Here is a 24,546-nt window from a genome sequence, read left to right as displayed (position 1 = left end):
AAATGATACGGAAATATCATGTGGTCGCCATTTCCACAAGAATTGTCGTAAACAACTTTGGTGATCACAATCCAAATGGAAGAATCTATGTTTTAAAAGAAAATGAGAGTAAACTCAAGGAACTCGTCAGCAAAAATCCCTTCAAGCCTGTTGACCTTGTACAGCCATTGGCCATTAGGGCGAATGAGGGAGACGTAGTGGACATCCTTTTTGAAAACCAGCTTTCATTTTCAGCAGGGATGCACTTTCAGGAAGCAGATTACAATGTGCTATCCTCAGATGGTGCTGATGTTGGCTATAATCCGGATACAACCGTAAGACCAGGTGATAAAATCCTTTATCGGCTGAATGCCTCCCAGGAGGGTATTTATTTTTTCACTGATCTTGGTAATGTTTCAAGCACTGAAAAAGGATCCAGCGTCCAGGGGCTGTTTGGCGCGCTTCTTGTTCAAAAAAGGGGATCCAGCTGGACAGACCCTGTAACAGGCGGACCAATCAACAGCGGTGCCTTCGCAGACATCCATCATCCTTTTCTGCCGTCATTCAGGGAGTATGCCTGGTTCTTTAACGATGAGATGGAAGTTAAGGACCTGACAGGCAACGCTCCGTTGAATCCTATGACCAACCAGGAAGCTGGATCATTCCATGGAGTCAATTTGCGCTATGAGCCAATGACAAACCGGAAAAGACTCATCGAAGAGGGAGTCGTCTGCCCGGATTGTGATTCAGAGGAGGTCCACCATGACTCCTGGGTCTTTGGGGACCCTGCAACCCCCATTCTACGGGGTTATGTAGGAGACCCGGCAATCATCAGGCTGATCCACGGCGGTGTAAAGGAAACTCATGTATTTCATTATCATGTACACCAATGGCTCGGAGATTCCAAAAATATTGAAGCAGAAATCCTCGATGCACAATCAATTAGCCCCCAATCCCACTACTCAATTCAGCCACTTTACGGATTAGGCAGTCTTCAGGGAGCAATGGGTGATGCCATCATCCACTGTCATCTATATCCCCACTTCGGAGCAGGGATGTGGGGAATCAACCGGGTTTTCGACACACTCCAGGACGGATCTCAATGCTATCCAAATGGAGTGAAAATCGAAGCACTTCAGCCATTGCCAGACCGGCCGATGCCTCCAAAACCAACACCTCAAAGACCAGGGTTTCCTAATTTCATTCCTGGTAAGATAGGCTTCAAGGCGCCGAGACCACCTCTCGGCATCGTCGGCGGTCGTGAAATGACGGTCCTGGAAGAGAATGCCGCGGTACCGAACGCGAGACCAGGAGCAGTCTTTGTAGACTCGTGTCTTGATAATCCTGTCGTTGTTGAATTCAATATCTCGTTAATAGAGATGCCCGTTGTGTATAACAAGCAGGGCTGGCATGATCCTAAAGCCCGTTTTTATGTATTTGATGAAGACTTAGATGATATCCTTTCCGGGAAGAAAGAACCAGAGCCTCTAGTTTTCCACGTACCGGCAGGGACCTGCATAAGAATCAATTATACTAACCGCGTACCGCATATACTTGACGGCGATGCCTTCCAGCTTGTCTCCAGAACTTATGAAAACGGCTTTCATATCCATTTCGTTAAGTTTGATGTTCTCGTTTGTGACGGGCCAACGTTGGCTGGAATTATGACAGCTCTATTTTACCTGGCCAGACGATTCGTTATGAATGGTTTGCGGATACAGAGCTTAAGGCTTTCTTCTTCCATGACCACTTGTTTGCCAATTTGCATCAGCATCATGGTGTATTTGGGGCAGGCGTCATCCAGCCAAGGTTTTCTAAATTCCTTGATTCTTGTACTGGAAAAGAAGTGGACCATGGCACCCAGGTAACTGTTGAGCATCCGCTAATACCTGACTACAGAGACCAGACCCTTTTTGTGCACGACTTTGCCATGTTATTTGATAAAAATGGCTGCCCAATACAGCCCCCTGCATTTCCAGGATCAGAGGATGATCCCGGGGTATTCGGAGTTAACTATAAATGTGAACCATTACAATTCAGGCTTGGAAAGGATTGTGATCCGGCATATTCGTTCAGTTCCTATGTACATGGCGACCCAGTAACACCAATCCTGCGTGCATACGAAGGGGATCCGATCAGAATCAGGCTCATACAGGGTGCACATGAGGAGTCACACAGCTTCAATTTGCATGGTTTGAAGTGGAAGGAAGAACGCCCGGATCTGTCTTCATCTACGAAGGCACAGCAGCATATCGGCATCTCTGAATCCTTTACGTTCGAAATGGAAATTCCTGAATCAGGTGATTATTTATGGGCATTTGAGGATGAGGAGGATATCTGGCTTGGTACTTGGGGATTGATCCGTGCCTTCAGCGAAAAGGTAGATGACCTTATTGCTCTCCCAGACCGAGAGGTGCCTCCAAAGCGCACAACACCTCTCCCAAAACCAACTGGAAAACCGCCTAAACTTGCAAACCCGCAAAAAAGTCTCCCTCCAGATGCTTATCCAGGTGCTCCAGTGAAAAAATTCGATGTTGTAGCCTTCCAGACTGATATTATTTACAACTCATATGGGGACCATGATCCATATGGAATTATTTTTGCACTAAGAGATGATGTAGATGATATTCTTTCTGGAAAGATTAAACCAGTGCCACTAATCCTGAGGGCAAATTTAGGCGACCTTGTAGAAGTGACTCTGGAAAGCAGGCTGAAAAAAGAATTATTCCCATTCCCCGACGGAATCCACCCGTATCCACCGGTTAAGGAACAGGCTTTTTATCCGCCTTCATTGCGGATTTCACTTCATACTAGTCTACTAAGCTATGATGTCAAAACCTCCAGCGGCGATACAGTTGGCTATAACTATGACCAGACAGTAGGGCCAGGGGAGACAATCACCTACAGATGGTATGTAGATGGACAATATGGCACATGTTCAATGTGGGATATGGCTGATTTAAGGAATCACAGATCGTTTGGAACATTCGGCGCTTTTATTGCAGAGCCTAGATTTTCAACCTATCATGACCCTTACTCAAATAAAAAAGTAAAGACCGGTGAAAGTGTTGTCCTCAGGAATCCTCTTCTGCCTGATATACGGGAATTTGTGCTTATCATGCATGATGGTGTCCGTTTAGAGGATAAGAACGGCAAGGTAATCATTGACCCCATTGAAGGTGTTATACCAGATACAGAGGTACTAGAGGAAGTCGACACATACGATTATGGCTCAAGAGGGTTTAACTACCGAAGTGAAAGATTAATAAACCGGTACAGAAAACACCGTACTCTTCACGATCTTTTTTCTTCAGAAATATTTGGGGATCCTGCAACACCTGTTTTCGAGGCCTATCCAGGAGAGCCGGTTACATTCCGTTTGACGATTCCATCGGAACGAAGGAGATCTCATACCTTTCATCTGCATGGCCATTACTGGAAGTTTGACACCAAGGATTTGGACTCACGGATTCAATCCTTTATTGGCCATATGGTCGCTGGCCATACAGATGACTTGCCGTTAATCGGCGGAGCTGGAGGCATTTTCAATTTCCCTGGTGACTATATGTACAGGTCAGGAAATATCCGCTGGGACATCGAACAGGGAATGTGGGGAATTTTCAGGGTCCACCGCGACCTTCAGGATCATCTTCCTAGAATTGAAGATTAACCACTTGCAGCCTCGGACAAGAAAGGATGTAAATTAATATGAAAAAGAGGCATAAGATTGAAAAACCTGAAGTTGAACATGAGTCATCATCTGATTTCCTGGAGAGCAGTTCTTCTGAAGGAAATCCCGGAAATGATTTTTGTATCCCGGAAAATTGTCCGGAAATCATCGAAACACCAAGGTTTCCGTCTCCGACCTCTTGTCTGCCGGAAGAAAGGCTGCATGAATTGGAAGAAAAGATTGATGCGGCAAACCGTCTTCTACTGGATCTTGGCTTATCAGGTGAGCAAAAGGAGCATGGCCGGAGAGTCTTATTTGATGGTCTAAAGGGAAAGAAAGTGAAGGTGAAAATTAACTGCACACAAGAAGCCGGAGAGGATATAAACGAAACTCAAGGAGCCGAAGATGAGGTCTCACATATTGAACAAATTGTAAATAAAAAGCTGAAAATGAGCGAAAACCCTCATTTTAAAAAAAGACCGAAAACAAAAAGGGGGAAGAAGAAAATCCTCCAGTATAAACACCAGCGAAAATCAAAAAAACCAAAGAAGGATTTTATAGAAGGAACCGTACAGTTAGTCGGCCGTAATTTCGTAGAATTGACAAGTAAGCAAAAAATCATGCTTATACCGTTAAGCAAAATATGCCTTGTTTTGACCAAAAAGAAATACGAGCCACCGGCCCATGATCCTGCCTTAATTGATATAGATCCTTGCTTCCGGAGAGAATTGACATTCAATTTCGGTGAAACAGTCGCGAATGACCCTGAATTAATCCAGCTTTTTTTCAGGATCCATTTTTTACAGTATTTAAAGAGATTTACAGGTGAAAAATTAACTCTTCGTACAAGTGAGGGCGAAATACAGGGGATATTGAAGGGAATCGATCATGATAGCATCCTGTTGGATAATGCGGGCGGCACTTCTGCGAATATTCCCGCTGAATCTTTATGCTTAATAATAAAAAACTGAATTTAAAAAGAAACGCTTGTTTCAAGCGTTTCTTTTTTCTTTGGCTTCATTTAAAATTTATCCAGTTGATGGAATCAAAAGGAATCATGGAATGATTGCCTTTCTTGTGAGAATGCCGGTGTATTTTCTTTTCGGCTTTATTTAATTCTTCTTTACCCTTGGTACTAATCTCAACAAAGTCAGTGCCTACAAACGAGATTTCACCTTTCAGCTTCTTGACCGTGCTTTCACATTCGTAACCCAGCTCAACACTGCAACCCAGGTATTGCCTCAGCTTTGAAGCCATCCGATTCCTTAATCCGCCAAGGCGCAGGCTGAAATTCCTGCTGCATAGCTCGCGATAACGAAAGTCATACCTTCGATCAAAGATGATCGGCAGCTCACAAAATCCATCCTTATTATGGCAGCCGTGTTCTTCCCTCGAACTAGATTCTGCTAAAGATGAATCAGTATGGCTGCTGCAAGAATGGTTTGGTGAAAATGGTGAATCTTCATTTTTACAATTTGGGTCATCACATTCCTCCAGGAATGGCAGAGCCTTTTCAATAATATCTCTGCTTTTTGAAAAGTAATCTTGAATATCCATTGTTTCCCTCCTTATAATAAGGTGCTGCTGCGAATACATTTTTGCCTGTAATCATTGTATGCTTGTATTAAGCTTCTGCTTATGCAAACGCCCTCTTGCTAAAAGTGCAATGCTTGACCGCAAAGTTCAGGATAGATTACTTTTAAACTATATATTAGGAAGAAGGGATCGATCTAAATGCAAGATCTTTTAAAAAAAATGAAATATAAAGAAGGCACCGCTGCCGTTTTCAATCCGCCAGCAGGATATAAACTAGGGATTGAAACTCATTCAGATCAAGAAGGTTTGTATGATTTCGTTCAGCTTTTCGTGAAAAATAGTGAAGAAGTCAAAGAATGGGTTCCAAAGACGCTTCCATTGCTGAAGGGGGATGCAGTCTTCTGGATCACCTATCAAAAGCAAAGCTCAAAGGTCAAGACTGACATAAATCGCGACAGCTTGTTCAAATTAGTGCAGGAGCTGTCTCCATACAGGGCAGTAAGCAATGTAGCCGTCGATGAAAAATGGTCCGCACTTCGTTTCAGGCATCAGGATAAAGTGAAGTCAAAAAAAATAATTTTGGAATAAGAAAAGCTTTTCTTTCATAAAATGTATGATAAAATGAATGAGTCAAAAATTACATAATCCGTTTTTACGGAAGAGGTTCTAGCTACCCTCTCAAAAAAACTAAGGGAAAACAGTACTGCTGTCTTAGTGGTGCTGTTTTTTTCTGTTAAAAGGAGATTTTTCTGATGAAAAATGAAAAAGCCGTGGTCGTTTTCAGCGGCGGCCAGGACAGTACAACTTGTTTGTTCTGGGCCAAAGAGCAATTTGCTGAAATTGAAGCTGTAACTTTTGATTACAACCAGAGACACAGGACAGAGATTGAATGCGCACAGGCGATAACCAAGGAGCTTGGAATCAAGCATCACATTCTCGATATGAGCCTGCTGAATCAACTGGCACCTAACGCACTTACACGAGACGAAATTGAAGTGAAAGACGGGGAAGATGGGGAGCTGCCTTCAACCTTTGTACCTGGCAGGAATCTATTGTTCATGTCGTTTGCAGGTGTGCTGGCAAGCCAGGTGAAGGCAAAACACATTGTAACAGGTGTTTGTGAAACAGATTTCAGCGGCTATCCGGACTGCAGGGATATTTTCATTAAGTCCCTAAATGTGACACTGAACCTTTCGATGGATGAAAGCTTCGTTATCCACACACCATTAATGTGGCTGAATAAAGCGGAAACCTGGAAGCTTGCTGATGACCTGGGTGCTTTTGAATTTGTCCGGGAAAAAACACTTACCTGCTATAACGGGATCATTGCTGACGGCTGCGGTGTTTGTCCTGCCTGCAAGCTGAGGAAAAAGGGCTTAGATGATTTCTTGAAAGGAGCTGTCTAAGCATGTTTGGTTTCCGTATTGTGGAAGACCTCCAGAAGCTGGATAAGGATATCAAAAAAGAACAGTTAAAATATCATTCAAAACGGGTGATGGTCAGCAAAGAATTCACATTTGATGCTGCCCATCACCTGCATGAATATGAAGGAAAATGCAAAAATCTTCATGGTCATACCTATAGAGTCATTTTTGGGATCAGCGGATTTGTTGACGACAGAGGACTGATGATTGACTTTGGCGATATTAAGGAAATCTGGAAATCTGAAATTGAAATCTACCTTGATCATAGATATTTAAATGAAACCTTGCCCGCAATGAATACTACTGCAGAGAACATGGTTGTATGGATATATGAAAAAATGTCAGAATCCATAACAAATAGACAGGAGTTTTACCATGGTGCACGAGTAGAGTTCGTCCGCCTCTATGAAACTCCTACAAGCTATGCAGAAGCCAGACGGGAGTGGATGGAGCATGAGTAAAATTCCCGTTATCGAAATTTTTGGCCCTACCATTCAGGGAGAAGGCATGGTTATTGGCCAAAAGACGATGTTTGTGCGCACTGCAGGGTGTGATTATTCATGCGCCTGGTGTGATTCAGCTTTTACATGGGATGGAACTGGGAAAGAGCTGATCAAGCAAATGGAAGCTAATGAAATATGGGCTGAACTGAAAAGACATGGCGGTGATGCCTTTTCCTTCGTTACAATTTCTGGCGGAAATCCTGCATTATATAAAAGTCTTGATGGTTTGATAGATTTGCTGAAAAAGCATGGAATTAAAATTTGCCTTGAAACGCAGGGGAGCAGATGGCAGGAATGGTTTGTCGAAATTGACGAACTAACTATCTCGCCGAAACCTCCAAGTTCAGGAATGAAAACGGACTTTGTGATTTTGGATGGTATAATTGATAGGCTGCAAAGCAATCAATCTGACAAAAATGTCAGCATTAAGATCGTGATTTTTAATGACGCTGACTATGAATATGCAAAGCTTGTACACAAGCGATACCCCCATCTTCCATTCTTTATGCAAGTGGGGAATGAAGATCTCGTTACATCCAATAACGAGACCCTTTTGACCGACTTAATCGGAAAGTATGAGAGACTCATTAACAAAACCATGTTTGACAGCGAATTAAAGAATGCAAGGATTTTGCCACAGCTTCATACCTACATTTGGGGCAATAAACGAGGAGTTTAATGATATGGAGGGAACAACATGAGGATTTTATTGTACTTATTATCAATCGTTACTGCGAATGTCATAACAGCAGCTTTTGCACCGCTAACACTGGGAATGTTCATCGTTCCGATGGGTACTCTGCTGATCGGCGCAACGTTCATTTTCCGTGACCTGGTACAGAATAAATATGGCCGCGCGAAAACCTACCTGTTTATCGGGCTGGCGCTAACTTTGTCTGCACTCGTTTCATTCATACTGGGTGACACACTCCTGATTGTTTTCGCATCAGCCTTAAGCTTTGCCGTTGCTGAAACAACAGATACGGAAATCTACACAAGACTCAAGCTGCCGATGAGCTGGAGGGTTTTCTACAGCGGGCTGGTAGGAGGACTTTTAGACTCAGTCATTTTCGTAATCATTGGTCTAAGCCCGATGGGAGCAAACTTCCTGCCATGGGAAGCCGTGCCTGCAGCCATTCTTGGCCAGGTAATAGTCAAGACAGTCATACAGGGAATCGGCGCAATGCTGCTGAATCCGGTGAATAATCTTTTTAATAAAGACTCTGTTAATGCCGAATATTGATTTTTAACCCCTGTTTCTCTTCGTTCCAGGCGCGCAGACTCATTCGGGACTAGCGGGCAGGTGAGACCTAGGTAGAAATGGCCCGAAAAGAAGGGGCCATTTTACCCCGCAGAAGCGAAGCGGCGAGGAGGCTCAGCGCACGACCCAAGAAAAATTCGCCCTTGAAAAAGCCGGCAATTGGGCTTTTTCATAATTTTTCAGAGGAAAGCGAAGCGCCTGGAACGAAAATCAACAGCCTAGTTTAACAGAGTTTTAATAAAAAAGCGTTATCTAACTAATCAGAAAAGGTGCTGGAAAAATGATTCCAGCACCTTTTTTTTACCCTAATTAAGTTAATGAATATGTCCGGTGTTTGGCGCATCACCCATGATGAATAATAATACTCCTACAGCTATCAAAAGAACTGCCCAGACGAGTTCAAAATTAACCAGGAACATTTTAAATTTCATGATCCCTAGATGATAGACAGCAAGAGCAATAGCAGTCATGGATGTCAGCATAGCAATCTCATGGATGACCCATAGGGGGAGCAGGTCTGCAATACTGCCTGCATTAAGAATAAAAGGGGCAAATAATAAGCCGGAACCATGAGTGGAGGATGCCAGGAATGACCATATCACAAGCTGGCCATACCCGACATTCAAGCCGCCTGCCCAACGAAAATGCCGATAATAGCGAAATAATCTGTAAGTACCATAGATTACAATAATTGCAGCCAATGAATATTGGACAGCTGAAGGTGAAAAGTGGAACTTGGCAATTGTCTGTGCTGCTACCACAATTCCGTCACCTAACATTTGCCCTGTAGCAATCGGGATGATTGCGAGGAACAAAACACGTTTTTGACTTTTATGAATGGCTAAAAATACTGCAAACAGCCAGCCCATGGCGGGGTTTAAGCCATGGAAAGCCCCCATTAAAGCTGCTGCAGCCATCTGGCTTTCTTGAGAGATTAATGCTTCCATCACTTTTCACTCCTAACTCACGGATAGCAAAATGTATCCGTAGAGCAATCACCGCCTTCAAGCCTGATTTGATGAGCTCTCATTCCTTCAAACTCGATGAGGAAATCCGGATCGATTTCCATGCCGCCGCCAGGCTTTATGTTCACTTTTACCATAGCCCCTTGTATTCCTTTTGGATAAAATTGTTGATCCCATGCTTTATATAAGGAATTAGTAAAGTACGCCCGTTTCCCATCACGGCTTAACTCAACCATTTGCGGACCTCCAGTAATTTGTTTACCAGCCGGATGAGGTACAGGGTTGGCGATACCGCCAATTTTAACTGTATCAACATGAACAGGATTGAATGGATCACTGACATTATATTGAATCAGCTCCCCAGTTCCCCAGCATGAGACATATAAATATTTGTCATCGAGCGAGAGAACCATGTCAGTTACCAGCGGCGGCACAGCGCCAATGTCTTTTAACGCAGGAGGGAGCTGGTCAGGTGTCGCTGGTACGGCAGGTATTTCAATAATCTTTTTCGCTTCCCATGTCCCATTTTCCCGATGCCAGACCCAAATCGAGCTTGCAAGACTCGTAACATCAATGACCACGCTTGCAAATCCGTATGTCTTTCGGGGATTGTGTGCAGGCCTCAATTCGAGTACCATTTGGTGCTCATCTCCGAAGTCTATTTCCTGTATATGGTTCCTTGTCCTGCTGTCAAAGAAATGAATGCTATGCCCATATTTCCTTTGCAACAAGGCATCCATATTCAAGCCATTCTCAAAGAGGTCCGGTGTTGCCCATCCGCTTGAAACAGTGACATCGTGGGCAATATGCCACCAGAAATCATAGGCATAATGCTGCGGCCCTCGATCCATTTCCCACGCACCTAATACATTGAAGTTAAAATGATCAAGCAGGAGTATACCGCCTGGACCTCCATTGCCTTCAGCGGCTCCGAGGGCACTGATGAATATCCCTTCTGGTCCGCAGTGAACTGTATGGAGCCGGCTATAGCCTGTTCTCTTTTTTATTTCTTCTGGCTCGATTGTTTTTATGATTTTGGGTTTTCGGGGATCAGGCTTCGTATCGGCTATATAGATTCTAGAAGAACGGATTCCCGGGAGTACAAGGTATCTCCTTTCCAGCTGAGGATGGAAGGCAGTAGGGCAGAGTGCTGAACTGCAAGCATTCCAGCCGAAATGATGAAGCTCATCATCTCCTTCACCGGGCAGAGACAGTTTGTAAATTAATTTACCATAAGAAGCGGAATCCGGGTCGAGGTCAACAACACCAATTGCATCAGGATCCAATAATGCTACATATGCTAATCTTTCCGCAGGAGCATCCATTGCTGAACGGGGAGAAGGGTAAAAAGAGGGGTCAGTACCAAACAATTTCGACATGGACTTATCATCCTTTCGTGTTTTGGCAGTTAAGGAGTACACAATATAATTTATTTTTATTCCTATGGCTTTAGTCGACTTTTTTAAAATGGACGATCTGTTTTTTTCTATCAGTTAAATTATTCCTTCCTTCTAATAATGGCTGAAGCAGAACAGACTATAAACAATATGAGCAATAACTTCCTCAAATATAAAAAAGAAGCGGCTTTTTTCCACTTCTTCAAAGACTCACTTCTTCGTACTCTTTTGATTTTCTAAGCCTGGTTCTCTTTTTATTTTTGGGTAACATTTCATATTTACCTTCCATATTGGCAACTAGTTCATTTTTTATGATAATGACTAACAGGAAGATGATCAGCAACACTATTAGGGAGCTTAAGGCAATGTAAGGGGCATACTTCAGCCACCAGAAGTTCTGGCCTGTGATACCTGCTAATTCATTCGTGATTGATTTTGTATAATGCGTGTTATAAATAAGTTTCTCATGGGGTCCTCCAATATAAATCCCAAACATCGCAAGACCCATCATAATTTGCAGTGTTTGAAGCACCTGCTGCACAAACAATAATGCCAGCTGCGGTTTTAGATGGGGGAATATTTGCCTCATCATAATATGCCACTTACTGCCGCCTAAAAGCAAAGAGCTTGTTACATATGATTTTGTTTTTAATTCCTTAATGAAATCAGTCACAAAGAAAAAAACAGTTGGAAATCCCAGTATGAACAATACGATTAGCTGGTACTCCACTTTCACCATCACCGGTATTTCGTTGTATCTGTAAAAATACATATCCATGAACAATACACCAATTAAAAGGATTGGCACATACTGAAAAGGGAGGAAGAAGGCCTTAATAAACGGTTTGAAAAATGGCGCCCAAGTTTCAACCACGATTCCCATTATTGTCCCTATCAAGACTCTGAGGAACGAAACTGCAATCATTGCAGCAAAAGTATATTTAATTCCTTCAATGATCAAAAGCAAGGTATCACGGCCATCCCTGTCCGTTCCCAGCCAGTAATCTTTACTTGGTGGATAAGGAGGGGCCTTTAATGTCTTTCCATTTTCATCATACAATTGATGGAGCATTGTCCGATAATCCTCAGGACCGATAAAATCATACAAAATGCTGGCTAACAGCATAAATGCGAGGATGCTTAGACTAATTTTTGTTTTTTTATAAGATAGCGGTTTCACAGCTGGATTTCACCTCTCTTTTTCGTAACATTCCTTATTACCAGCAATCTTATTAAATTTTCCGCCAGAATAAGTGGAAGGATTAGCATTATGATGCTATATAGCAGGAACAGGACATGGTCGCCTAAATATACATGTCTTAGCAGGTTAGAGGTATGAGCCTGTTCATAAAAATACATATGCTCTACTAATACCAGATTGGAAAGCAACAAGTATAAAATCGATCTGAACTTCAGCATAAAAACAGGCAGTATATTACGGACCATGTGGACAGTGTACAAATAGCCTTTTGTAAGACCCTTTGATAAACCAACCTGGATATACTGTTCCTGTTCTTCATCCTCCATGCTTTTTATCAGGAAAACTGCAAAAAGAATAGCAGGCAGGAATGAGATTACGATAACAGGGAAAATAACAGGCTGGTAGGACCCCAGGCCATACATCCTGAAAATTTTAATGCTATGTTCCTGGTACAGATAAAGATTAAGCATATTAATAGCAAAAATAAAAATCAGATCCGGAAGTCCTTCGAATACATCAAGAAATCCCTTAAGCTTGTTTCTGACTCGAAGAGGGGAAAGCATGACAGCAAAAGCTATGAAAGTCCCGACCACTATGGTAACGGCAAGAGAAAAACCAAGGATTGTATATGAATGCATGTAACCATCCATTACTTGCAAGTTCGCCGCATAGTCAAAAAAACCATGTTTCCTGTAATCCATAAATTGGTTCAGCAACTGCATAACGTCTTCTGAAAATCGTTTAAAAGCAATCCCCAAATGTTCACCTTGTTTTTTATTGAAGTCAAATAATGAAGAAAACGAAAGCAACGCAGCAACTCCAGCCAGGAAGCATAAGGCGAGCATAAGGAAATACAACGCTTTTTTAACCCAGTTAAATATAATTAATGAACCTTTTTTCATGAACTATCTCCTTTCAGACTTATTTAAGTTCTATAACATGGTAAAAAAATCCTTTTTAAAACGTAAAAAATCTCCTCTCAGATATTAAGAGGAGACTCTATTGTTTTATTTTATAAGTTTCTTCATGATAATATTTTCAATTGTTTTCCATGGAAGAAGGTTCTTAAGCCGAATCATCGACGTTACTCCCTTGCCAATTGGGAATCGTAATTCAGCAGGTCTATGCGCGGTGGCAATCCTGGCTGTCAGCCTGGCTACGTCTATTGGATTCCCGTAACCTTCCTCACTTGTTTTAAGCTCATTCATAATCGCATTCATTAAAGCTTCATACGGCGATTCTTCCCGTAGCTGGACCGTGTCTATGCTTGACCAAATACTGGTTTTATATGAACCAGGTTCTATAAGAAAGACATCGATTCCAAAAGGTTTAAGTTCTAGTCTCAAGCTCTCACTGAAACCTTCGAGAGCATGCTTGGATGAAACATATGCTGATAGCCCTGGAAAACCGAACCTTCCGCTGATACTGCTCATATTGATGATTTTTCCGGATCCCTGTGAACGCATAAAAGGGAGTACTGCCTGTATAAGTGCTACTGCCCCAAAAAAATTCGTTTCGAATTGCTCCCGGTACTCCCCAAGTGTCAACTCTTCACAAAATCCACCTTGAGCATATCCAGCATTATTAACAAGTACATCGACTGAGTTCATATCATGCAGAAAAGCGCTGAACTCTGCAATAGATCGGGGAGAGGTAACATCAAGCTGTTTTATTATGATGTTTTGCTTAACATTTACGGCTGAAGCTAACTGATTCAAACCATCAGCCTTATCAAGGTTACGCATGGTGGCAATTACATTAAAGCCTGATTTTGCTAATTCGATGGCAATCAATTGCCCAAATCCGCTCGACGAACCGGTAACAATCGCATTTTTCATACATTACTCCTAACAAATCATATTCATAATCTAATTATACAGGTTCCTATGTATGTTTCATTAAAAAAAGGTAAGACTGCCAAATGATAAATACAACCAGGAGAGAGGAAATGGACAAACAAGACGCTTTAAAGGTTTTAATCTTTATTGAAAAGCTGTATCCCTTGATAATGATAAAAAGTGAAACGGTAGTAAGCTGGCTGAAAGACTGTAAATCGGCTGACTACGATGAGGTCATGACACTCTTGCGGCTGCACAAGAAAACCAGTCCTTATCCACCAACAATGAAAGAGTTAGCGAAAACCAGGCTTTCAGAAGTAATTCGGGATGGAGAGGACTGGCTGAGTGAGTATTCAATTAGGAACAGCTGATATTAAAGGCTGTGTAAAGTGAAGAATCACATAATTGGGATTGGACTGCTTTGGAACTGTTTTCCCATTGATCAGCGTAAATGGGCTGCAATCGCCTTTTTTTTAATCTCTTCGGTGCAACTTAAAAATAGCATGGGCACAAATCCACTATTCAATCTCGGAAGACTTTTCTCCTGCTTTCTCGTTTAAATTCCACATTTTTCTGCATCAATAAAAAATAATCAGCAAATAATATCACCTGGTACTAATCCTGAAAACCTTGTATTTATAAGGATTAGAAGTCGGTTTTTTAACGAAACATGACATTTATCATATGTCATATATGACACCTGCTACTGCACAGGATTGTTTCTCTTGTTTATAATTTGGTTACCTTACAAATATGAAAGGGGAAATTTTAACAAGATGGCAACTCACAACACAAAAGAACTAAGAAAACAGGTCGCCCCTTATGAAAGCTCAAACACAAAGGATAGCATTATACAAATTTTCAACACAGTAATCCCATTTTTGGCATTATGGTTCATGGCATATCAAAGCCTATCCATTTCCTACTTGCTTACACTAGCTTTGGCTGTTGTGGCAGCGGGATTCATGATCAGGATTTTCATTATATTCCATGACTGCACACACCATTCTTTTTTTAGAAATCGAAAAGCGAACAAAATCGTTGGTACCCTTACTGGCGTTTTGACATTGTTCCCATACAGCCAGTGGGGACATGATCACGCTGTCCATCATGCAACAAGCAGCAATCTGGACAAACGGGGAACTGGAGATATCTGGTTAATGACAATAGATGAATACCTGGCGGCTCCTGCATGGCAGAAGCTAGCTTATAGACTGTATCGAAATCCATTTGTCATGTTCGTCCTTGGACCAATTTATATTGTACTGTTCAAAAACCGATTCAACCGAAAAGGTGCACGCTGGAATGAGCGCCTGAACACATACCTTACGAACATCCTGATCTTCGGAATCGCTGCTCTTTTGATTTGGGGTATTGGATGGAAAGCTTTTGTTATGGTAGAAGGGCCGATTTTCTTCACAGCGGGAATGCTTGGAATCTGGCTGTTTTATGTTCAGCACACTTTCGAGGATTCATATTTCGAGGAAGACAAGGATTGGGAATATGTCAAGGCTGCTGTAGAAGGAAGTTCTTTCTACAAACTGCCAAAGATTCTCCAATGGATCACTGGGAACATTGGTTATCATCATGTGCACCATCTAAGTCCTCGTGTACCGAACTATAAACTTGAAGAAGTACACAACAATACAAAGCCATTGCAAAATGTACCTACTATTACACTAGGCACGAGCTTGACTTCATTGAGATTCCGGTTATGGGATGAGAAGAACAAGCAATTTATCAGCTTTAAAGAAATCAAATCAATTCAGCACAGAAGCAAGATGACAGCCCAGACAAAGCCTGAATTGTAAAAATACTCCCCTTATACCAGGTCTGCTGCTAAAGCAAGAGAGCATAGCAGCAGCTGGTCCGAGGGGAGTGCTTTTTATTTTTAGAATCATTAAGGTCCTATATGTTAATATAAAAATGTCATGGTAATTAAAGAGAAACAGGGGTAGTACTTCATGTTCAATAGGTTCATCAATTCATTGAGAAGCACTGGTATTTCACCTTACATATGGACAATTCTCGGTATCCTTCCATTTTATTTCATCTGGCAATTACCGACCACTGCAGGCAAAGTGGCCGGAATCATCCTGACATTGTTGTTCTTTGTTGTATACTGGCTTGCATTTGTAGCCAAGGGCTGGATCGTCTACTTATGGACCTGCATCCTTATCGGGATTTCAATTGCGTCTGCCAGCTTATTCAGCTATGTATACTTCGCTTTTTTCATTGCGTATTTTATCGGCAATATCAAGGACCGTATTCCATTCCTGGTATTGTATTTCATACATCTGGTGGGAACATCGATTGTAATCAATTTTGAGATCGTCTTCCAGGAAGAATTTTTCATCAAACAGCTGCCTATCATCGTCATTGTCTGGATCAGCGTCATTCTGCTTCCTTTCAGCATTTATAACAAAAAAGAGAGAGGCCAGCTCGAAGAAAAGCTTGAGGATGCGAACAAACGAATCTCAGACCTGGTAAAGCTGGAAGAAAGGCAGCGGATTGCTCGCGACCTGCATGATACATTAGGCCAAAAGCTATCATTGATTGGACTGAAAAGCGATTTGGCCCGTAAATTAATTACGAAGGACCCTGACCAGGCACGGGAAGAGTTAAAGGATGTACAGCAAACTGCAAGGACGGCTTTAAATGAGGTAAGAAAAATGGTTGCTGAAATGAGGGGTATCCGCGTTCGCGAAGAATTGGTCCATATTAAACAAATCCTTAAAGCAGCGGAAATCCACTTTGTCGGCAATGAAGAAGAATTCAGCCTTAATAATGTTTCTCTTCTTTCAGAAAATATCCTTAGCATGTGCCTGAAGGAAGCGGTAACCAATGTGGTTAAACATAGCAAAGCAACTGAATGCAGGATATCAATAAAGCAGTCTGAAAAGGAATTAATCGCCGAAGTCAGCGATAACGGGATCGGAAACATAAAAGATGAAGATTTTTACAGGGGAAGCGGCTTGCCAGGGATGAGGGAGAGACTGGAATTTGTAAACGGCTCCTTAGAAATAAATTCAGAAAATGGAACAGCGCTTCTCATTAAAATACCAAAAGTACTTAAGCAGACAGACAGGGAGGACCTAATATGATTCGGATTGTTATAGCGGAGGATCAGCGGATGCTGCTTGGAGCGTTAGGCTCCCTGCTTAGCCTTGAAGATGATATGGAAGTTGTCGGAAAGGCGAGCAATGGTGAAGAGGCTGTGGAACTCGCCAGACAGCTTCAGCCAGATGTTTGCGTGATGGACATAGAAATGCCGGGGAAGACTGGCCTCGAAGCGGCTGAAGAATTAAAGGGGCTGGGCTGCAAGGTTATCATCCTGACGACCTTTGCCCGGTCCGGGTATTTCCAGAGAGCATTGAAAGCAGGGGTTAGCGGATATCTGCTAAAGGACAGCCCTAGCGAGGAGCTTGCGAGCTCGATTCGAAACGTCATGAGCGGCAGGCGAGTTTATGCACCTGAATTGATGGACGATGTGTATAGCGAGGAAAATCCATTAACAGAACGTGAGATGGAAGTGCTTGGACTTGTTGCTGAAGGGAAAAATACCAAGGAAATTGCCGGAGAATTGAGTATTACCACTGGTACTGTACGCAATTATATTTCTACTATTCTCGACAAGCTTGATGTAACAAACCGGATTGAAGCCATCACTCATTCAAAGGAAAAAGGATGGTTTAAATAAAATAGATGTGCCCGACCTTAGACGGTTCGGGCACATATCTATTTATAGAATACTTTGTCAATATTGTATTTAGCCTTCAGGGTGTTGATTGCGTATGTTTCATAAATTTCCCTGTCCATAGGATCTTCGACTGTACATACAGCGATTTTGTGTACCTCATGGCGGTGATTTTTAATAGGGGAAACAGTATCTTCAAAATGCTTTTTGACACGAGGTCTCAGCTTCCTTGCTTTTCCAACATACATCAGCTCATCATCGGCATTGAAAAACATGATGATTCCGCCCTTGTCTCTCGGGATACGGTGGTAATCTGTAAATCCGTATTCACTGCTGATTACTGCTTCAACCTTTTCACCAAGCTGTTTGCTTCTTGTAATCACAACATCAGGTGATGGCAATTCTATTTTAATCATTATATTCACTTCCTCTTCTTCAATTAGTAAATCGTACCACACAGCAAATTGAAAATCTAGCTAATATTATCCTGCCCCATTTAAAAAGAGGGCATGAAGCCAGATTCATTATTAATTCCCCTCTATTATAACAGTGCTTGCTATTTTCTCTAATAAACAGCATGATTAGAAGGATGGCTGGCTGGGCATATGAAAAAGACAGGCATCGATTTTGAGAAAGCAGGGATATCGTTGAATCACTTTGTAAAATTAGGCATTTCTGAAAAATTAGCAGAGACATTAAAAATACATGGTATTAATGATCCAACACCCATTCAGCAAAAAGCCATACCATTGCTGATTGATGGAAAGGACATCGTAGCACAATCTCAGACAGGAACCGGAAAAACCTTTGCGTTTGTATTGCCGATCCTTGAAAGAATTGATACTGGCAACCCAGATATACAGGCTCTTATTGTAACTCCCACAAGGGAACTGGCGCTTCAAATAACTAGTGAAATACAGAAACTGCTTCATCGCCAGGAGGGGATTAACATCCTTGCTGTTTACGGAGGCCAGGATGTTGAAGCGCAACTAAAAAAGCTTAAGAAAAATATCCATATTGTTATTGGTACTCCCGGAAGGCTGCTTGACCATATAAGAAGGGAAACGATCGATTTATCAAAGACATCCTTCCTCGTTTTGGACGAAGCGGACCAAATGCTTCATATTGGATTCCTGAATGAAGTGGAGGCAATCATCAAACAAACACCAAAGACGAGGCAGACATTACTATTTTCAGCTACCATGCCAGAAGAAATCCGGAAGCTTGCAAAGCAGCATATGTTCAAACCCGAAAACATTCAAGTAGAAAAAACTCAGGCACCTCTTGCTAATATCAAGCAGCTGGCAATAAATACATTCGACAGAGCCAAGCAAAATGATTTAATTGAGTCACTAAGAATGTACCAGCCATTTCTCGGCGTAATCTTTTGCCGGACAAAACGAAGAGTCAGCAAGCTTAATGGTTTCCTAAAGGCGCACCATTTTAACTGCGATGAACTGCATGGCGACCTATCCCAGGCAAAACGGGAACAGGTTATGAAGAAATTCAGGGAGGCAAAAATCCAATACTTGATTGCAACCGATGTCGCAGCAAGAGGTCTCGATGTGGATGGCGTGACACATGTTTTTAATTACGACATGCCGCTTGATACCGAAAGCTATATCCACAGAATTGGCCGGACGGGCAGAGCAGGAAGTGAAGGTCTGGCGGTAACATTTTATACAAACAATGACAAACCTCTTCTTGATGTGATTGAGTCCGAACTCAATATTAAAATTGAAAAGAAGAACATGGGTAATGTCAAAAAGACGAGCCAGGAGCCCAATGAGCGGGATAGAGACAGCAATCGCAACCGTCGAGATGAAGACTACAAAGGAAAAAATACGAAATCCAGACCAGCAAAGCGAGGCAGCAGGCGAAATGATGACGGGAAGCGGGAGCGTGACCATCGCGGTGAATTAATAAATACAGGCCGTGGCTCCAGATCCAGAAATGAAAGTAAGCGGCCTGACCGCGACAGAAGTGAAATGCCAAGGAGAAGCGAAGGCAGAAAGCCCAATACTGCTATTAAGGGAAGAGAAAACGCCGGACGCACTTCGGATCGTGCAGCAGAGCGTCAAACAGACCGAAAAAGGCCAGGGGAAGGTTTTAGAGAAAGTACAAAAGGCCGTAAAAATGGAAGAGATGAGAGGTCTTCATCTGAAAGCCAGGGCCGGGCTGGCACAGCACGGCAAAGCAAAGGCCAGCTGGGGGAACGAAGCAACAAGGGATTGAGTACAAGATCAGGTGCAAGAAGAAGACGAAGCTAAACGTAAATGATGATAAGAAAAGACCGCTCATGGGCGGTCTTTTCCTTTTGTTAATGCTGTTTATTTGGAAGCTTATCACTTGGATTTTCTTTACCCTGGCGCTTTTTGTTCTGTTCATTTTTTCTTTGGTTTTCATGGAGCTTTTCCACATACTCATGAGTGTTTTCCATATCTGTCCCTCCTAAGATATATCGATTCGAGGTTACTTTCTCCAATCTTCCTTAAAATCATTCAATAAGGGAAAGCCAGGTTAAAAACGCCAAATAAAGGATCTCCAGCACGATTTCCTGTGCTCATTCTTGAATGTTTTCATAAATATAGACTTTAGCATTTTCCGGCCTCCGGAATTTCGGTCCAGAAAAGCCCCTCTTCAGCAATTCCTTTCTCATGAAAATCATTATTCCCCCATGGCCTACAATCAAGACATCCTCCCCATGTTTCGTTACTTCATCCAGGACATGATTAATCCTGTTTAGGACCTCTTGTTTACTTTCCTTTTGGGATTTATGGCCAAAATACCAAGCCATCCTGATTAAGAAAATATGCAGCCATAAAGGCAGCCTGGTGTTTGTACCGGCAATCGGGAAAATTTTCATTTCCCGCAAGCCCTCCAAGAAAACGATGTCCCCAGAAAAGGCCTTTTGAGAGGTAGTTCTCGCTCTAGCCAAATCGCTTGAATAACATCTTTTCCAGTCAATACCCGAGTTTTCGATTTCTGATTCTTCTATAGCAGATGCATCATAATTTTTTTGCCATTCCATAAGTTCTTTAGATGAGACCAGGCTATTTGGATAACCCAGCGATACTTTAAAATGTCGTAACAACCCTATTTTCATAAAATCCACCCTAACAATTTTTTAATCCTTAATTAATGATCTAATATTAAACTTGCAATGCACCTATTATTATTCATCAGGAAGGATTTGTTTCCCTTTTTTCAGCTGCATTTTTCATGGTGGAAGTTCATTATCTTTTTGAAAGGTTCTTTTCTAATACTTTGTTCCTTTTCTATATGCTTCTTAAATCTCCTTCCAAATGGTTTGTTAAAGAAGACTTTGCAATAACAGGCTGTTGATTTCCGTTCCAGGCGCTTCGCTTTCCTCTGAAAAATTATGAAAAAGCCCAATTGCCGGCTTTTTCAAGGGCAAATTTTTCTTGGGTCTTGCGGTGAGCCTCCTCGTCGCTTTGCTCGTGCGGGGTAAAATGGCCCTTCTTCTCAGGCCATTTCTACCTAGGTCTCACCAGTCCCGCTTTATCCCGAAGGAGTCTGAGCGTCATCCACTATCTCAATTCAACATTGGTGAAAGCAACAATCTTTGCGAAAACTGCCTTTTGAAATAAAGGAATAAAAAAATGATCTGCCAGGATAACATGCTTGAAAACCAGTGAATATTTCTGGGCATTAATCAAAACCTATTCCTTAGGAATTAAATAGGAATGAAAGAGGGTGAAAATGATGCCAAGAGGAAAAGAGCTTGAACAGCTGCCTATGGCCAATACTTTACCAGGAGCAGGGGAGGACCGAAGCAAATTCAACAGAGATATAATAACCGGGATCACCAGCGATGTAAGGCCAAGACCATCAAAATCAGCTGACGAAGATAATAATAATTGAAATGAAAGAACTTGCGGATTTAATCCCAAGTTTTTTTGTTTACCTAAAAGCGAAAAATTGTTGAAGATATCGGACAACGGCATTATGATATAGATGGAACGTAAACGTTTTCGTAAGGGAATTGGTATTTTATGAGCAACACAATAAAAGATGTGGCAAAGCAGGCAAATGTATCGATTGCGACAGTTTCCAGGGTACTGAATGGTCTGGGCGGTTATTCCAAATCTACGGAAGGAAAAGTCATCCAGGCCATTCATGAACTGGGTTATCAGCCAAACGCGTTTGCCAGGGGCTTGATAAAAAATAAATCGAATACGATTGCGATCCTGTTCCCTGAGGTTTCAAGCCAATTTTCTTCTAAGATCCTCAGGGGGGTCGAAGAAGAAGCGCATGAGCTTGGGTCCAGCGTGATTGTTTGTAACACTGCATCTTACGGCAAGCGCACGATGAAGTATCTTGATGTGCTGGCAGAGAAAAGAATAGATGGGATTCTTTTCGTAAGTGAGAAGATTACAGCTGAATATTATCAAAAACTTGAGTCAATAAAGGTTCCTGTCGTATTGGTTGCAACCGAATCCTATCAACACCATCTGCCATTTGTAAAAGTCGATGACAGGCATGCAGCTTATACAGCAACAAGTTTTTTAATTAAAAATGGGCATACCAAAATTGGGATGATCAGCGGAAATAAAGAAGACCCCATCGCCGGCCTGCCAAGAATCGAGGGGCATAAACAAGCCTTGACAGCCAATGGCCTGCAAGCCGATGAAAAGAATATTGAATTTGCCAAAGGCTTTTCCTTTGAAGATGGATTAGCAAATTTGCCAATATTATTGCGGAGAGTCCCTGATCTCACTGCCATTTTTGCTGCTAGCGACTCGATTGCAATGGGGGCGATCTCAGCTGCTTATAAGCTGGGAATCAGAATTCCCGATGACCTATCCATCATCGGTTATGATAACCTTCCCATAGCCGAAATGGCCATTCCACCGTTGACTACAGTTGCACAGCCATTGGAAAAGATGGGGAAAGTCGCTGCCAATATGCTGTTTTCCATGATGGAATCGGATCAAATAGCGGAGAGCCGGATAATGCCACATTCCATAATAGAAAGAGAAAGTGTAAGAGCAAGATGATTTTTCTTAACAATTACGTAAACGTTTACTGAAAATATAAGCTGGAGTGATGATTTTGAAAAAGCAATGGTGGAAAGAATCAGTCATTTATCAAATATATCCGCGCAGTTTCATGGATTCCAACGGAGATGGAATCGGTGATATTCCGGGAATCATTTCGAAACTTGATTACCTAAAGGAATTAGGTATCGATGTTATATGGCTTTCACCTGTTTATAAATCCCCGAATGACGATAATGGATACGATATCAGCGACTACAGAGACATCATGGAAGACTTCGGAACCATGGCTGATTGGGAGAGGCTTTTAAAAGAAATGCATGACCGCGGCCTCAAGCTGATTATGGACCTTGTCGTGAACCACAGTTCCGATGAGCACCACTGGTTCATTGAATCGAAAAAGTCCAAGGACAATCCTTTTCGGGATTACTATATTTGGCGACCAGGAAAAGACGGAAAGGAACCAAACAATTGGGAATCTGTCTTCAGTGGGTCTGCATGGCAATATGACGAAGCCACCGGCGAATATTATCTTCACCTATTCAGCAAAAAGCAGCCGGATCTCAACTGGGAAAATCCTAAGCTGCGCCAGGAAGTGTACGATATGATGAAATTCTGGCTTGATAAGGGAATTGATGGCTTCCGTATGGATGTTATAAATTTCATCTCCAAAGTTGATGGTCTGCCAGATGCTCCAAATCTGGAAGGAAAGCCATACGCTTCGGGAAGCCAATACTTTATGAATGGACCGAAAATTCATGATTTTTTACAGGAAATGAACAGAGAAGTACTTTCCCACTATGATGCAATGACTGTCGGTGAAATGCCTGGTGCTTCTGTAGAGCTAGCAAAGCTATATACTAATGAAGACCGGAATGAGGTCAATATGATTTTCCAATTTGAACACGTTGATCTTGACTCAGGTCCTGATGGAAAGTGGGATTTAAGGCCGTTAAAGCTGTCTGACCTGAAAAAAAGTTTTACTAAATGGCAAAAAGGCCTGGAAGCAGAAGGATGGAATAGTCTGTACCTTAATAACCATGACCAGCCTAGAATGGTTTCCCGATTTGGAAATGACCAGGAGTACCGTATGGAATCAGCAAAAATGCTGGGAACTTTCCTGCATATGCTAAAGGGCACTCCTTATATTTATCAGGGTGAAGAAATCGGGATGACCAATGTGAAGTTCGATACTATTGAAGAGTATCAGGATATAGAGACATTGAATATGTACAAGGAAAAAGTGGTGCAAAACGGGGAAGATCCAGCAAAAGTGATGGAATCTATCTATGTGAAGGGCAGAGACAATGCCCGGACACCTTTCCAATGGGATGATTCAAAAAATGGCGGATTTACAACCGGAACACCATGGCTGAAGGTAAATCCAAATTATAAAGAAATTAACGCGAAGCAGGCAACATCAGACGAAAACTCTATCTATCATTATTACCGAAAATTAATTAAGCTTCGTAAGGAATATCCAATAATCGTACACGGAAGCTATGATATTCTGGTTCCAGAAGATGAGGAGATTTATGTTTATACACGTAAGTATGAATCCGAGACATTGCTCGTCACATTGAATTTTTCATCAACAAAACAAAGCTACAGCGTACCAGCGGAACTGCTGAATAAACAAAGCAAGCTGTTGATTTCCAATTATCCAGGAAACGAAGAATTAGCTGAAAAGATTGAGCTAAAACCGTTCGAAGCAATTGTATATTTAATCCAAAACTAGATAATAAGGCTGCGATCATCGCAGCCTTATTTGTTTAATTGCAGTGGCAGACGATGGAAATCGTATTTCGCTGGAGGAGAAGCTCGAAGAATTGTTAAGTAGGATCAAGTTGATTACGACCGGGGAATCAGCAAAGTCAACTAATACACAATAACACTTTTATCTTTTAGCTCTATTAAACTAGGCTGTTGATTTTCGTTCCAGGCGCTTCGCTTTCCTCTGAAGAATTATGAAAAAGCCCAAATGCCGGCTTTTTCAAGAGCGAATTCTTCTTGGGGCGTGCGCTGAGCCTCCTCGTCGCTTTGCTCCTGCGGGG

25 protein-coding genes and 1 riboswitch are annotated in these 24,546 nt (G+C 42.0%); of the genes, 16 read left to right on the top strand and 9 right to left on the bottom strand.

Going from position 1 to position 24,546, the window contains the following annotated elements:
- Positions 1-2 precede the first annotated feature (2 nt).
- From AC3EBE_RS16170 to AC3EBE_RS16160, 3 genes are read left to right on the top strand one after another with little or no spacing between them, the layout of a single operon-like run.
- A complete protein-coding gene (locus AC3EBE_RS16170) occupies positions 3-1,847 on the top strand; it encodes a multicopper oxidase domain-containing protein (RefSeq protein ID WP_488596071.1) in 1,845 nt (614 codons plus the stop codon).
- Positions 1,742-3,649, top strand: coding sequence for a cupredoxin domain-containing protein (locus AC3EBE_RS16165; RefSeq protein WP_488596070.1), 1,908 nt, complete (start codon positions 1,742-1,744; stop codon positions 3,647-3,649). Before AC3EBE_RS16170 ends, AC3EBE_RS16165 begins: the two co-directional genes overlap by 106 nt.
- 38 nt (positions 3,650-3,687) lie before the next feature.
- The gene (locus tag AC3EBE_RS16160) at positions 3,688-4,620 is read left to right on the top strand and encodes a hypothetical protein (protein ID WP_488596069.1); all 933 of its coding nucleotides are present in this window, start codon (positions 3,688-3,690) and stop codon (positions 4,618-4,620) included.
- Positions 4,621-4,666: 46 nt separating this feature from the next.
- Here the strand turns inward: AC3EBE_RS16160 and AC3EBE_RS16155 are convergent, their stop codons facing one another.
- Positions 4,667-5,206, bottom strand: a complete 540-nt coding sequence (locus AC3EBE_RS16155; RefSeq protein ID WP_488596068.1) for a hypothetical protein — start codon at positions 5,204-5,206, stop codon at positions 4,667-4,669.
- 177 nt (positions 5,207-5,383) lie between these two features.
- Here AC3EBE_RS16155 and AC3EBE_RS16150 point away from each other — a divergent pair, with 177 nt between their 5' ends.
- The 5 genes from AC3EBE_RS16150 (at position 5,384) to AC3EBE_RS16130 (ending at position 8,355) form a co-directional block, all read left to right on the top strand.
- Positions 5,384-5,773, top strand: coding sequence for a hypothetical protein (locus tag AC3EBE_RS16150; protein ID WP_488596067.1), 390 nt, complete (start codon positions 5,384-5,386; stop codon positions 5,771-5,773).
- A 66-nt stretch (positions 5,774-5,839) separates the two neighbouring features.
- A riboswitch (PreQ1 riboswitch) is annotated at positions 5,840-5,882 on the top strand.
- Positions 5,883-5,937: 55 nt separating this feature from the next.
- Positions 5,938-6,591, top strand: coding sequence for a 7-cyano-7-deazaguanine synthase QueC (gene queC / locus AC3EBE_RS16145; RefSeq protein WP_488596066.1), 654 nt, complete (start codon positions 5,938-5,940; stop codon positions 6,589-6,591).
- A 2-nt stretch (positions 6,592-6,593) separates the two neighbouring features.
- Positions 6,594-7,070: a 6-carboxytetrahydropterin synthase QueD gene (queD, locus tag AC3EBE_RS16140; RefSeq protein ID WP_488596065.1), complete on the top strand. Its 477-nt coding sequence runs from the start codon at positions 6,594-6,596 to the stop codon at positions 7,068-7,070.
- Positions 7,063-7,791, top strand: a complete 729-nt coding sequence (gene queE, locus AC3EBE_RS16135; RefSeq protein ID WP_488596064.1) for a 7-carboxy-7-deazaguanine synthase QueE — start codon at positions 7,063-7,065, stop codon at positions 7,789-7,791. The genes queD and queE overlap by 8 nt, the downstream gene beginning before the upstream one ends.
- An 18-nt stretch (positions 7,792-7,809) precedes the next feature.
- On the top strand, positions 7,810-8,355 hold the full coding sequence (locus AC3EBE_RS16130; RefSeq protein ID WP_488596063.1) for a VUT family protein: 546 nt from the start codon (positions 7,810-7,812) through the stop codon (positions 8,353-8,355).
- 332 nt (positions 8,356-8,687) lie between these two features.
- Here AC3EBE_RS16130 and AC3EBE_RS16125 read toward each other — a convergent pair whose 3' ends face one another.
- The 5 genes from AC3EBE_RS16125 to AC3EBE_RS16105 all read right to left on the bottom strand — a co-directional run bounded on the left by AC3EBE_RS16125 (position 8,688) and on the right by AC3EBE_RS16105 (position 13,774).
- Positions 8,688-9,320, bottom strand: coding sequence for a hypothetical protein (locus tag AC3EBE_RS16125; protein WP_488596062.1), 633 nt, complete (start codon positions 9,318-9,320; stop codon positions 8,688-8,690).
- 17 nt (positions 9,321-9,337) lie between these two features.
- The gene (locus AC3EBE_RS16120; RefSeq protein ID WP_488596061.1) at positions 9,338-10,717 is read right to left on the bottom strand and encodes a selenium-binding protein SBP56-related protein; all 1,380 of its coding nucleotides are present in this window, start codon (positions 10,715-10,717) and stop codon (positions 9,338-9,340) included.
- Between the two features lie 220 nt (positions 10,718-10,937).
- Positions 10,938-11,915, bottom strand: coding sequence for a hypothetical protein (locus tag AC3EBE_RS16115; RefSeq protein WP_488596060.1), 978 nt, complete (start codon positions 11,913-11,915; stop codon positions 10,938-10,940).
- Complete coding sequence (locus tag AC3EBE_RS16110) at positions 11,912-12,838, bottom strand: ABC transporter permease (RefSeq protein WP_488596059.1); 927 nt, start codon at positions 12,836-12,838, stop codon at positions 11,912-11,914. Before AC3EBE_RS16110 ends, AC3EBE_RS16115 begins: the two co-directional genes overlap by 4 nt.
- Before the next feature lie 105 nt (positions 12,839-12,943).
- The gene (locus tag AC3EBE_RS16105; protein WP_488596058.1) at positions 12,944-13,774 is read right to left on the bottom strand and encodes an SDR family oxidoreductase; all 831 of its coding nucleotides are present in this window, start codon (positions 13,772-13,774) and stop codon (positions 12,944-12,946) included.
- Between the two features lie 110 nt (positions 13,775-13,884).
- Between AC3EBE_RS16105 and AC3EBE_RS16100 the strand changes: the two genes are divergently transcribed.
- The 4 genes from AC3EBE_RS16100 (at position 13,885) to AC3EBE_RS16085 (ending at position 17,474) form a co-directional block, all read left to right on the top strand.
- The gene (locus tag AC3EBE_RS16100; RefSeq protein WP_488596057.1) at positions 13,885-14,145 is read left to right on the top strand and encodes a replicative helicase loader/inhibitor; all 261 of its coding nucleotides are present in this window, start codon (positions 13,885-13,887) and stop codon (positions 14,143-14,145) included.
- Between the two features lie 405 nt (positions 14,146-14,550).
- Positions 14,551-15,585, top strand: a complete 1,035-nt coding sequence (gene desA, locus AC3EBE_RS16095) for a Delta(5) desaturase DesA (protein WP_488596056.1) — start codon at positions 14,551-14,553, stop codon at positions 15,583-15,585.
- 153 nt (positions 15,586-15,738) lie between these two features.
- Positions 15,739-16,878: a sensor histidine kinase gene (locus AC3EBE_RS16090; protein ID WP_488596055.1), complete on the top strand. Its 1,140-nt coding sequence runs from the start codon at positions 15,739-15,741 to the stop codon at positions 16,876-16,878.
- A complete protein-coding gene (locus tag AC3EBE_RS16085; RefSeq protein ID WP_488596054.1) occupies positions 16,875-17,474 on the top strand; it encodes a response regulator transcription factor in 600 nt (199 codons plus the stop codon). The genes AC3EBE_RS16090 and AC3EBE_RS16085 overlap by 4 nt, the downstream gene beginning before the upstream one ends.
- A gap of 38 nt (positions 17,475-17,512) precedes the next feature.
- On the opposite strand, the gene AC3EBE_RS16080 is transcribed toward AC3EBE_RS16085, so the two are convergent.
- The gene (locus tag AC3EBE_RS16080; RefSeq protein WP_335432977.1) at positions 17,513-17,887 is read right to left on the bottom strand and encodes a nucleotide excision repair endonuclease; all 375 of its coding nucleotides are present in this window, start codon (positions 17,885-17,887) and stop codon (positions 17,513-17,515) included.
- Between the two features lie 189 nt (positions 17,888-18,076).
- Between AC3EBE_RS16080 and AC3EBE_RS16075 the strand changes: the two genes are divergently transcribed.
- Complete coding sequence (locus AC3EBE_RS16075) at positions 18,077-19,741, top strand: DEAD/DEAH box helicase (RefSeq protein ID WP_488596053.1); 1,665 nt, start codon at positions 18,077-18,079, stop codon at positions 19,739-19,741.
- Positions 19,742-19,791: 50 nt separating this feature from the next.
- Here AC3EBE_RS16075 and AC3EBE_RS16070 read toward each other — a convergent pair whose 3' ends face one another.
- Together AC3EBE_RS16070 and AC3EBE_RS16065 are read right to left on the bottom strand one after the other, a co-directional pair.
- Positions 19,792-19,911 carry a DUF4023 domain-containing protein gene (locus AC3EBE_RS16070; protein ID WP_488596052.1) on the bottom strand — a complete coding sequence of 40 codons (120 nt, stop codon included), beginning with the start codon at positions 19,909-19,911 and terminating at the stop codon, positions 19,792-19,794.
- A 123-nt stretch (positions 19,912-20,034) separates the two neighbouring features.
- The gene (locus AC3EBE_RS16065) at positions 20,035-20,577 is read right to left on the bottom strand and encodes a histidine phosphatase family protein (protein ID WP_488596051.1); all 543 of its coding nucleotides are present in this window, start codon (positions 20,575-20,577) and stop codon (positions 20,035-20,037) included.
- A gap of 617 nt (positions 20,578-21,194) precedes the next feature.
- Here AC3EBE_RS16065 and AC3EBE_RS16060 point away from each other — a divergent pair.
- The 3 genes from AC3EBE_RS16060 (at position 21,195) to AC3EBE_RS16050 (ending at position 24,230) form a co-directional block, all read left to right on the top strand.
- Complete coding sequence (locus AC3EBE_RS16060) at positions 21,195-21,356, top strand: hypothetical protein (RefSeq protein WP_488596050.1); 162 nt, start codon at positions 21,195-21,197, stop codon at positions 21,354-21,356.
- Between the two features lie 131 nt (positions 21,357-21,487).
- Positions 21,488-22,492 carry a LacI family DNA-binding transcriptional regulator gene (locus AC3EBE_RS16055; protein ID WP_488596049.1) on the top strand — a complete coding sequence of 335 codons (1,005 nt, stop codon included), beginning with the start codon at positions 21,488-21,490 and terminating at the stop codon, positions 22,490-22,492.
- A 55-nt stretch (positions 22,493-22,547) separates the two neighbouring features.
- A complete protein-coding gene (locus AC3EBE_RS16050; RefSeq protein WP_488596048.1) occupies positions 22,548-24,230 on the top strand; it encodes a glycoside hydrolase family 13 protein in 1,683 nt (560 codons plus the stop codon).
- Positions 24,231-24,546: the final 316 nt, after the last annotated feature.

The sequence above is a fragment of the Mesobacillus sp. genome (assembly GCF_057785455.1).
The sequence above is the reverse complement of the archived record's forward strand: the minus strand, read 5'-3'. Positions and strand labels throughout refer to the sequence as shown.

Excerpts from the sequence above, each read along its gene's own strand:
- AC3EBE_RS16090 (WP_488596055.1), top strand. The coding sequence starts at position 15,739 with ATGTTCAATAGGTTCATCAATTCATTGAGAAGCACTGGTATTTCACCT.
- queD (WP_488596065.1), top strand. The coding sequence starts at position 6,594 with ATGTTTGGTTTCCGTATTGTGGAAGACCTCCAGAAGCTGGATAAGGAT.
- AC3EBE_RS16070 (WP_488596052.1), bottom strand. The coding sequence starts at position 19,911 with ATGGAAAACACTCATGAGTATGTGGAAAAGCTCCATGAAAACCAAAGA.
- AC3EBE_RS16130 (WP_488596063.1), top strand. The coding sequence starts at position 7,810 with ATGAGGATTTTATTGTACTTATTATCAATCGTTACTGCGAATGTCATA.
- AC3EBE_RS16080 (WP_335432977.1), bottom strand. The coding sequence starts at position 17,887 with ATGATTAAAATAGAATTGCCATCACCTGATGTTGTGATTACAAGAAGC.
- queE (WP_488596064.1), top strand. The coding sequence starts at position 7,063 with ATGAGTAAAATTCCCGTTATCGAAATTTTTGGCCCTACCATTCAGGGA.
- AC3EBE_RS16060 (WP_488596050.1), top strand. The coding sequence starts at position 21,195 with ATGATGCCAAGAGGAAAAGAGCTTGAACAGCTGCCTATGGCCAATACT.
- queC (WP_488596066.1), top strand. The coding sequence starts at position 5,938 with ATGAAAAATGAAAAAGCCGTGGTCGTTTTCAGCGGCGGCCAGGACAGT.
- AC3EBE_RS16155 (WP_488596068.1), bottom strand. The coding sequence starts at position 5,206 with ATGGATATTCAAGATTACTTTTCAAAAAGCAGAGATATTATTGAAAAG.
- AC3EBE_RS16055 (WP_488596049.1), top strand. The coding sequence starts at position 21,488 with ATGAGCAACACAATAAAAGATGTGGCAAAGCAGGCAAATGTATCGATT.
- AC3EBE_RS16105 (WP_488596058.1), bottom strand. The coding sequence starts at position 13,774 with ATGAAAAATGCGATTGTTACCGGTTCGTCGAGCGGATTTGGGCAATTG.
- AC3EBE_RS16075 (WP_488596053.1), top strand. The coding sequence starts at position 18,077 with ATGAAAAAGACAGGCATCGATTTTGAGAAAGCAGGGATATCGTTGAAT.
- AC3EBE_RS16120 (WP_488596061.1), bottom strand. The coding sequence starts at position 10,717 with ATGTCGAAATTGTTTGGTACTGACCCCTCTTTTTACCCTTCTCCCCGT.
- AC3EBE_RS16160 (WP_488596069.1), top strand. The coding sequence starts at position 3,688 with ATGAAAAAGAGGCATAAGATTGAAAAACCTGAAGTTGAACATGAGTCA.
- AC3EBE_RS16170 (WP_488596071.1), top strand. The coding sequence starts at position 3 with ATGATACGGAAATATCATGTGGTCGCCATTTCCACAAGAATTGTCGTA.
- AC3EBE_RS16110 (WP_488596059.1), bottom strand. The coding sequence starts at position 12,838 with ATGAAAAAAGGTTCATTAATTATATTTAACTGGGTTAAAAAAGCGTTG.
- desA (WP_488596056.1), top strand. The coding sequence starts at position 14,551 with ATGGCAACTCACAACACAAAAGAACTAAGAAAACAGGTCGCCCCTTAT.
- AC3EBE_RS16085 (WP_488596054.1), top strand. The coding sequence starts at position 16,875 with ATGATTCGGATTGTTATAGCGGAGGATCAGCGGATGCTGCTTGGAGCG.
- AC3EBE_RS16100 (WP_488596057.1), top strand. The coding sequence starts at position 13,885 with ATGGACAAACAAGACGCTTTAAAGGTTTTAATCTTTATTGAAAAGCTG.
- AC3EBE_RS16150 (WP_488596067.1), top strand. The coding sequence starts at position 5,384 with ATGCAAGATCTTTTAAAAAAAATGAAATATAAAGAAGGCACCGCTGCC.
- AC3EBE_RS16065 (WP_488596051.1), bottom strand. The coding sequence starts at position 20,577 with ATGAAAATAGGGTTGTTACGACATTTTAAAGTATCGCTGGGTTATCCA.
- AC3EBE_RS16125 (WP_488596062.1), bottom strand. The coding sequence starts at position 9,320 with ATGGAAGCATTAATCTCTCAAGAAAGCCAGATGGCTGCAGCAGCTTTA.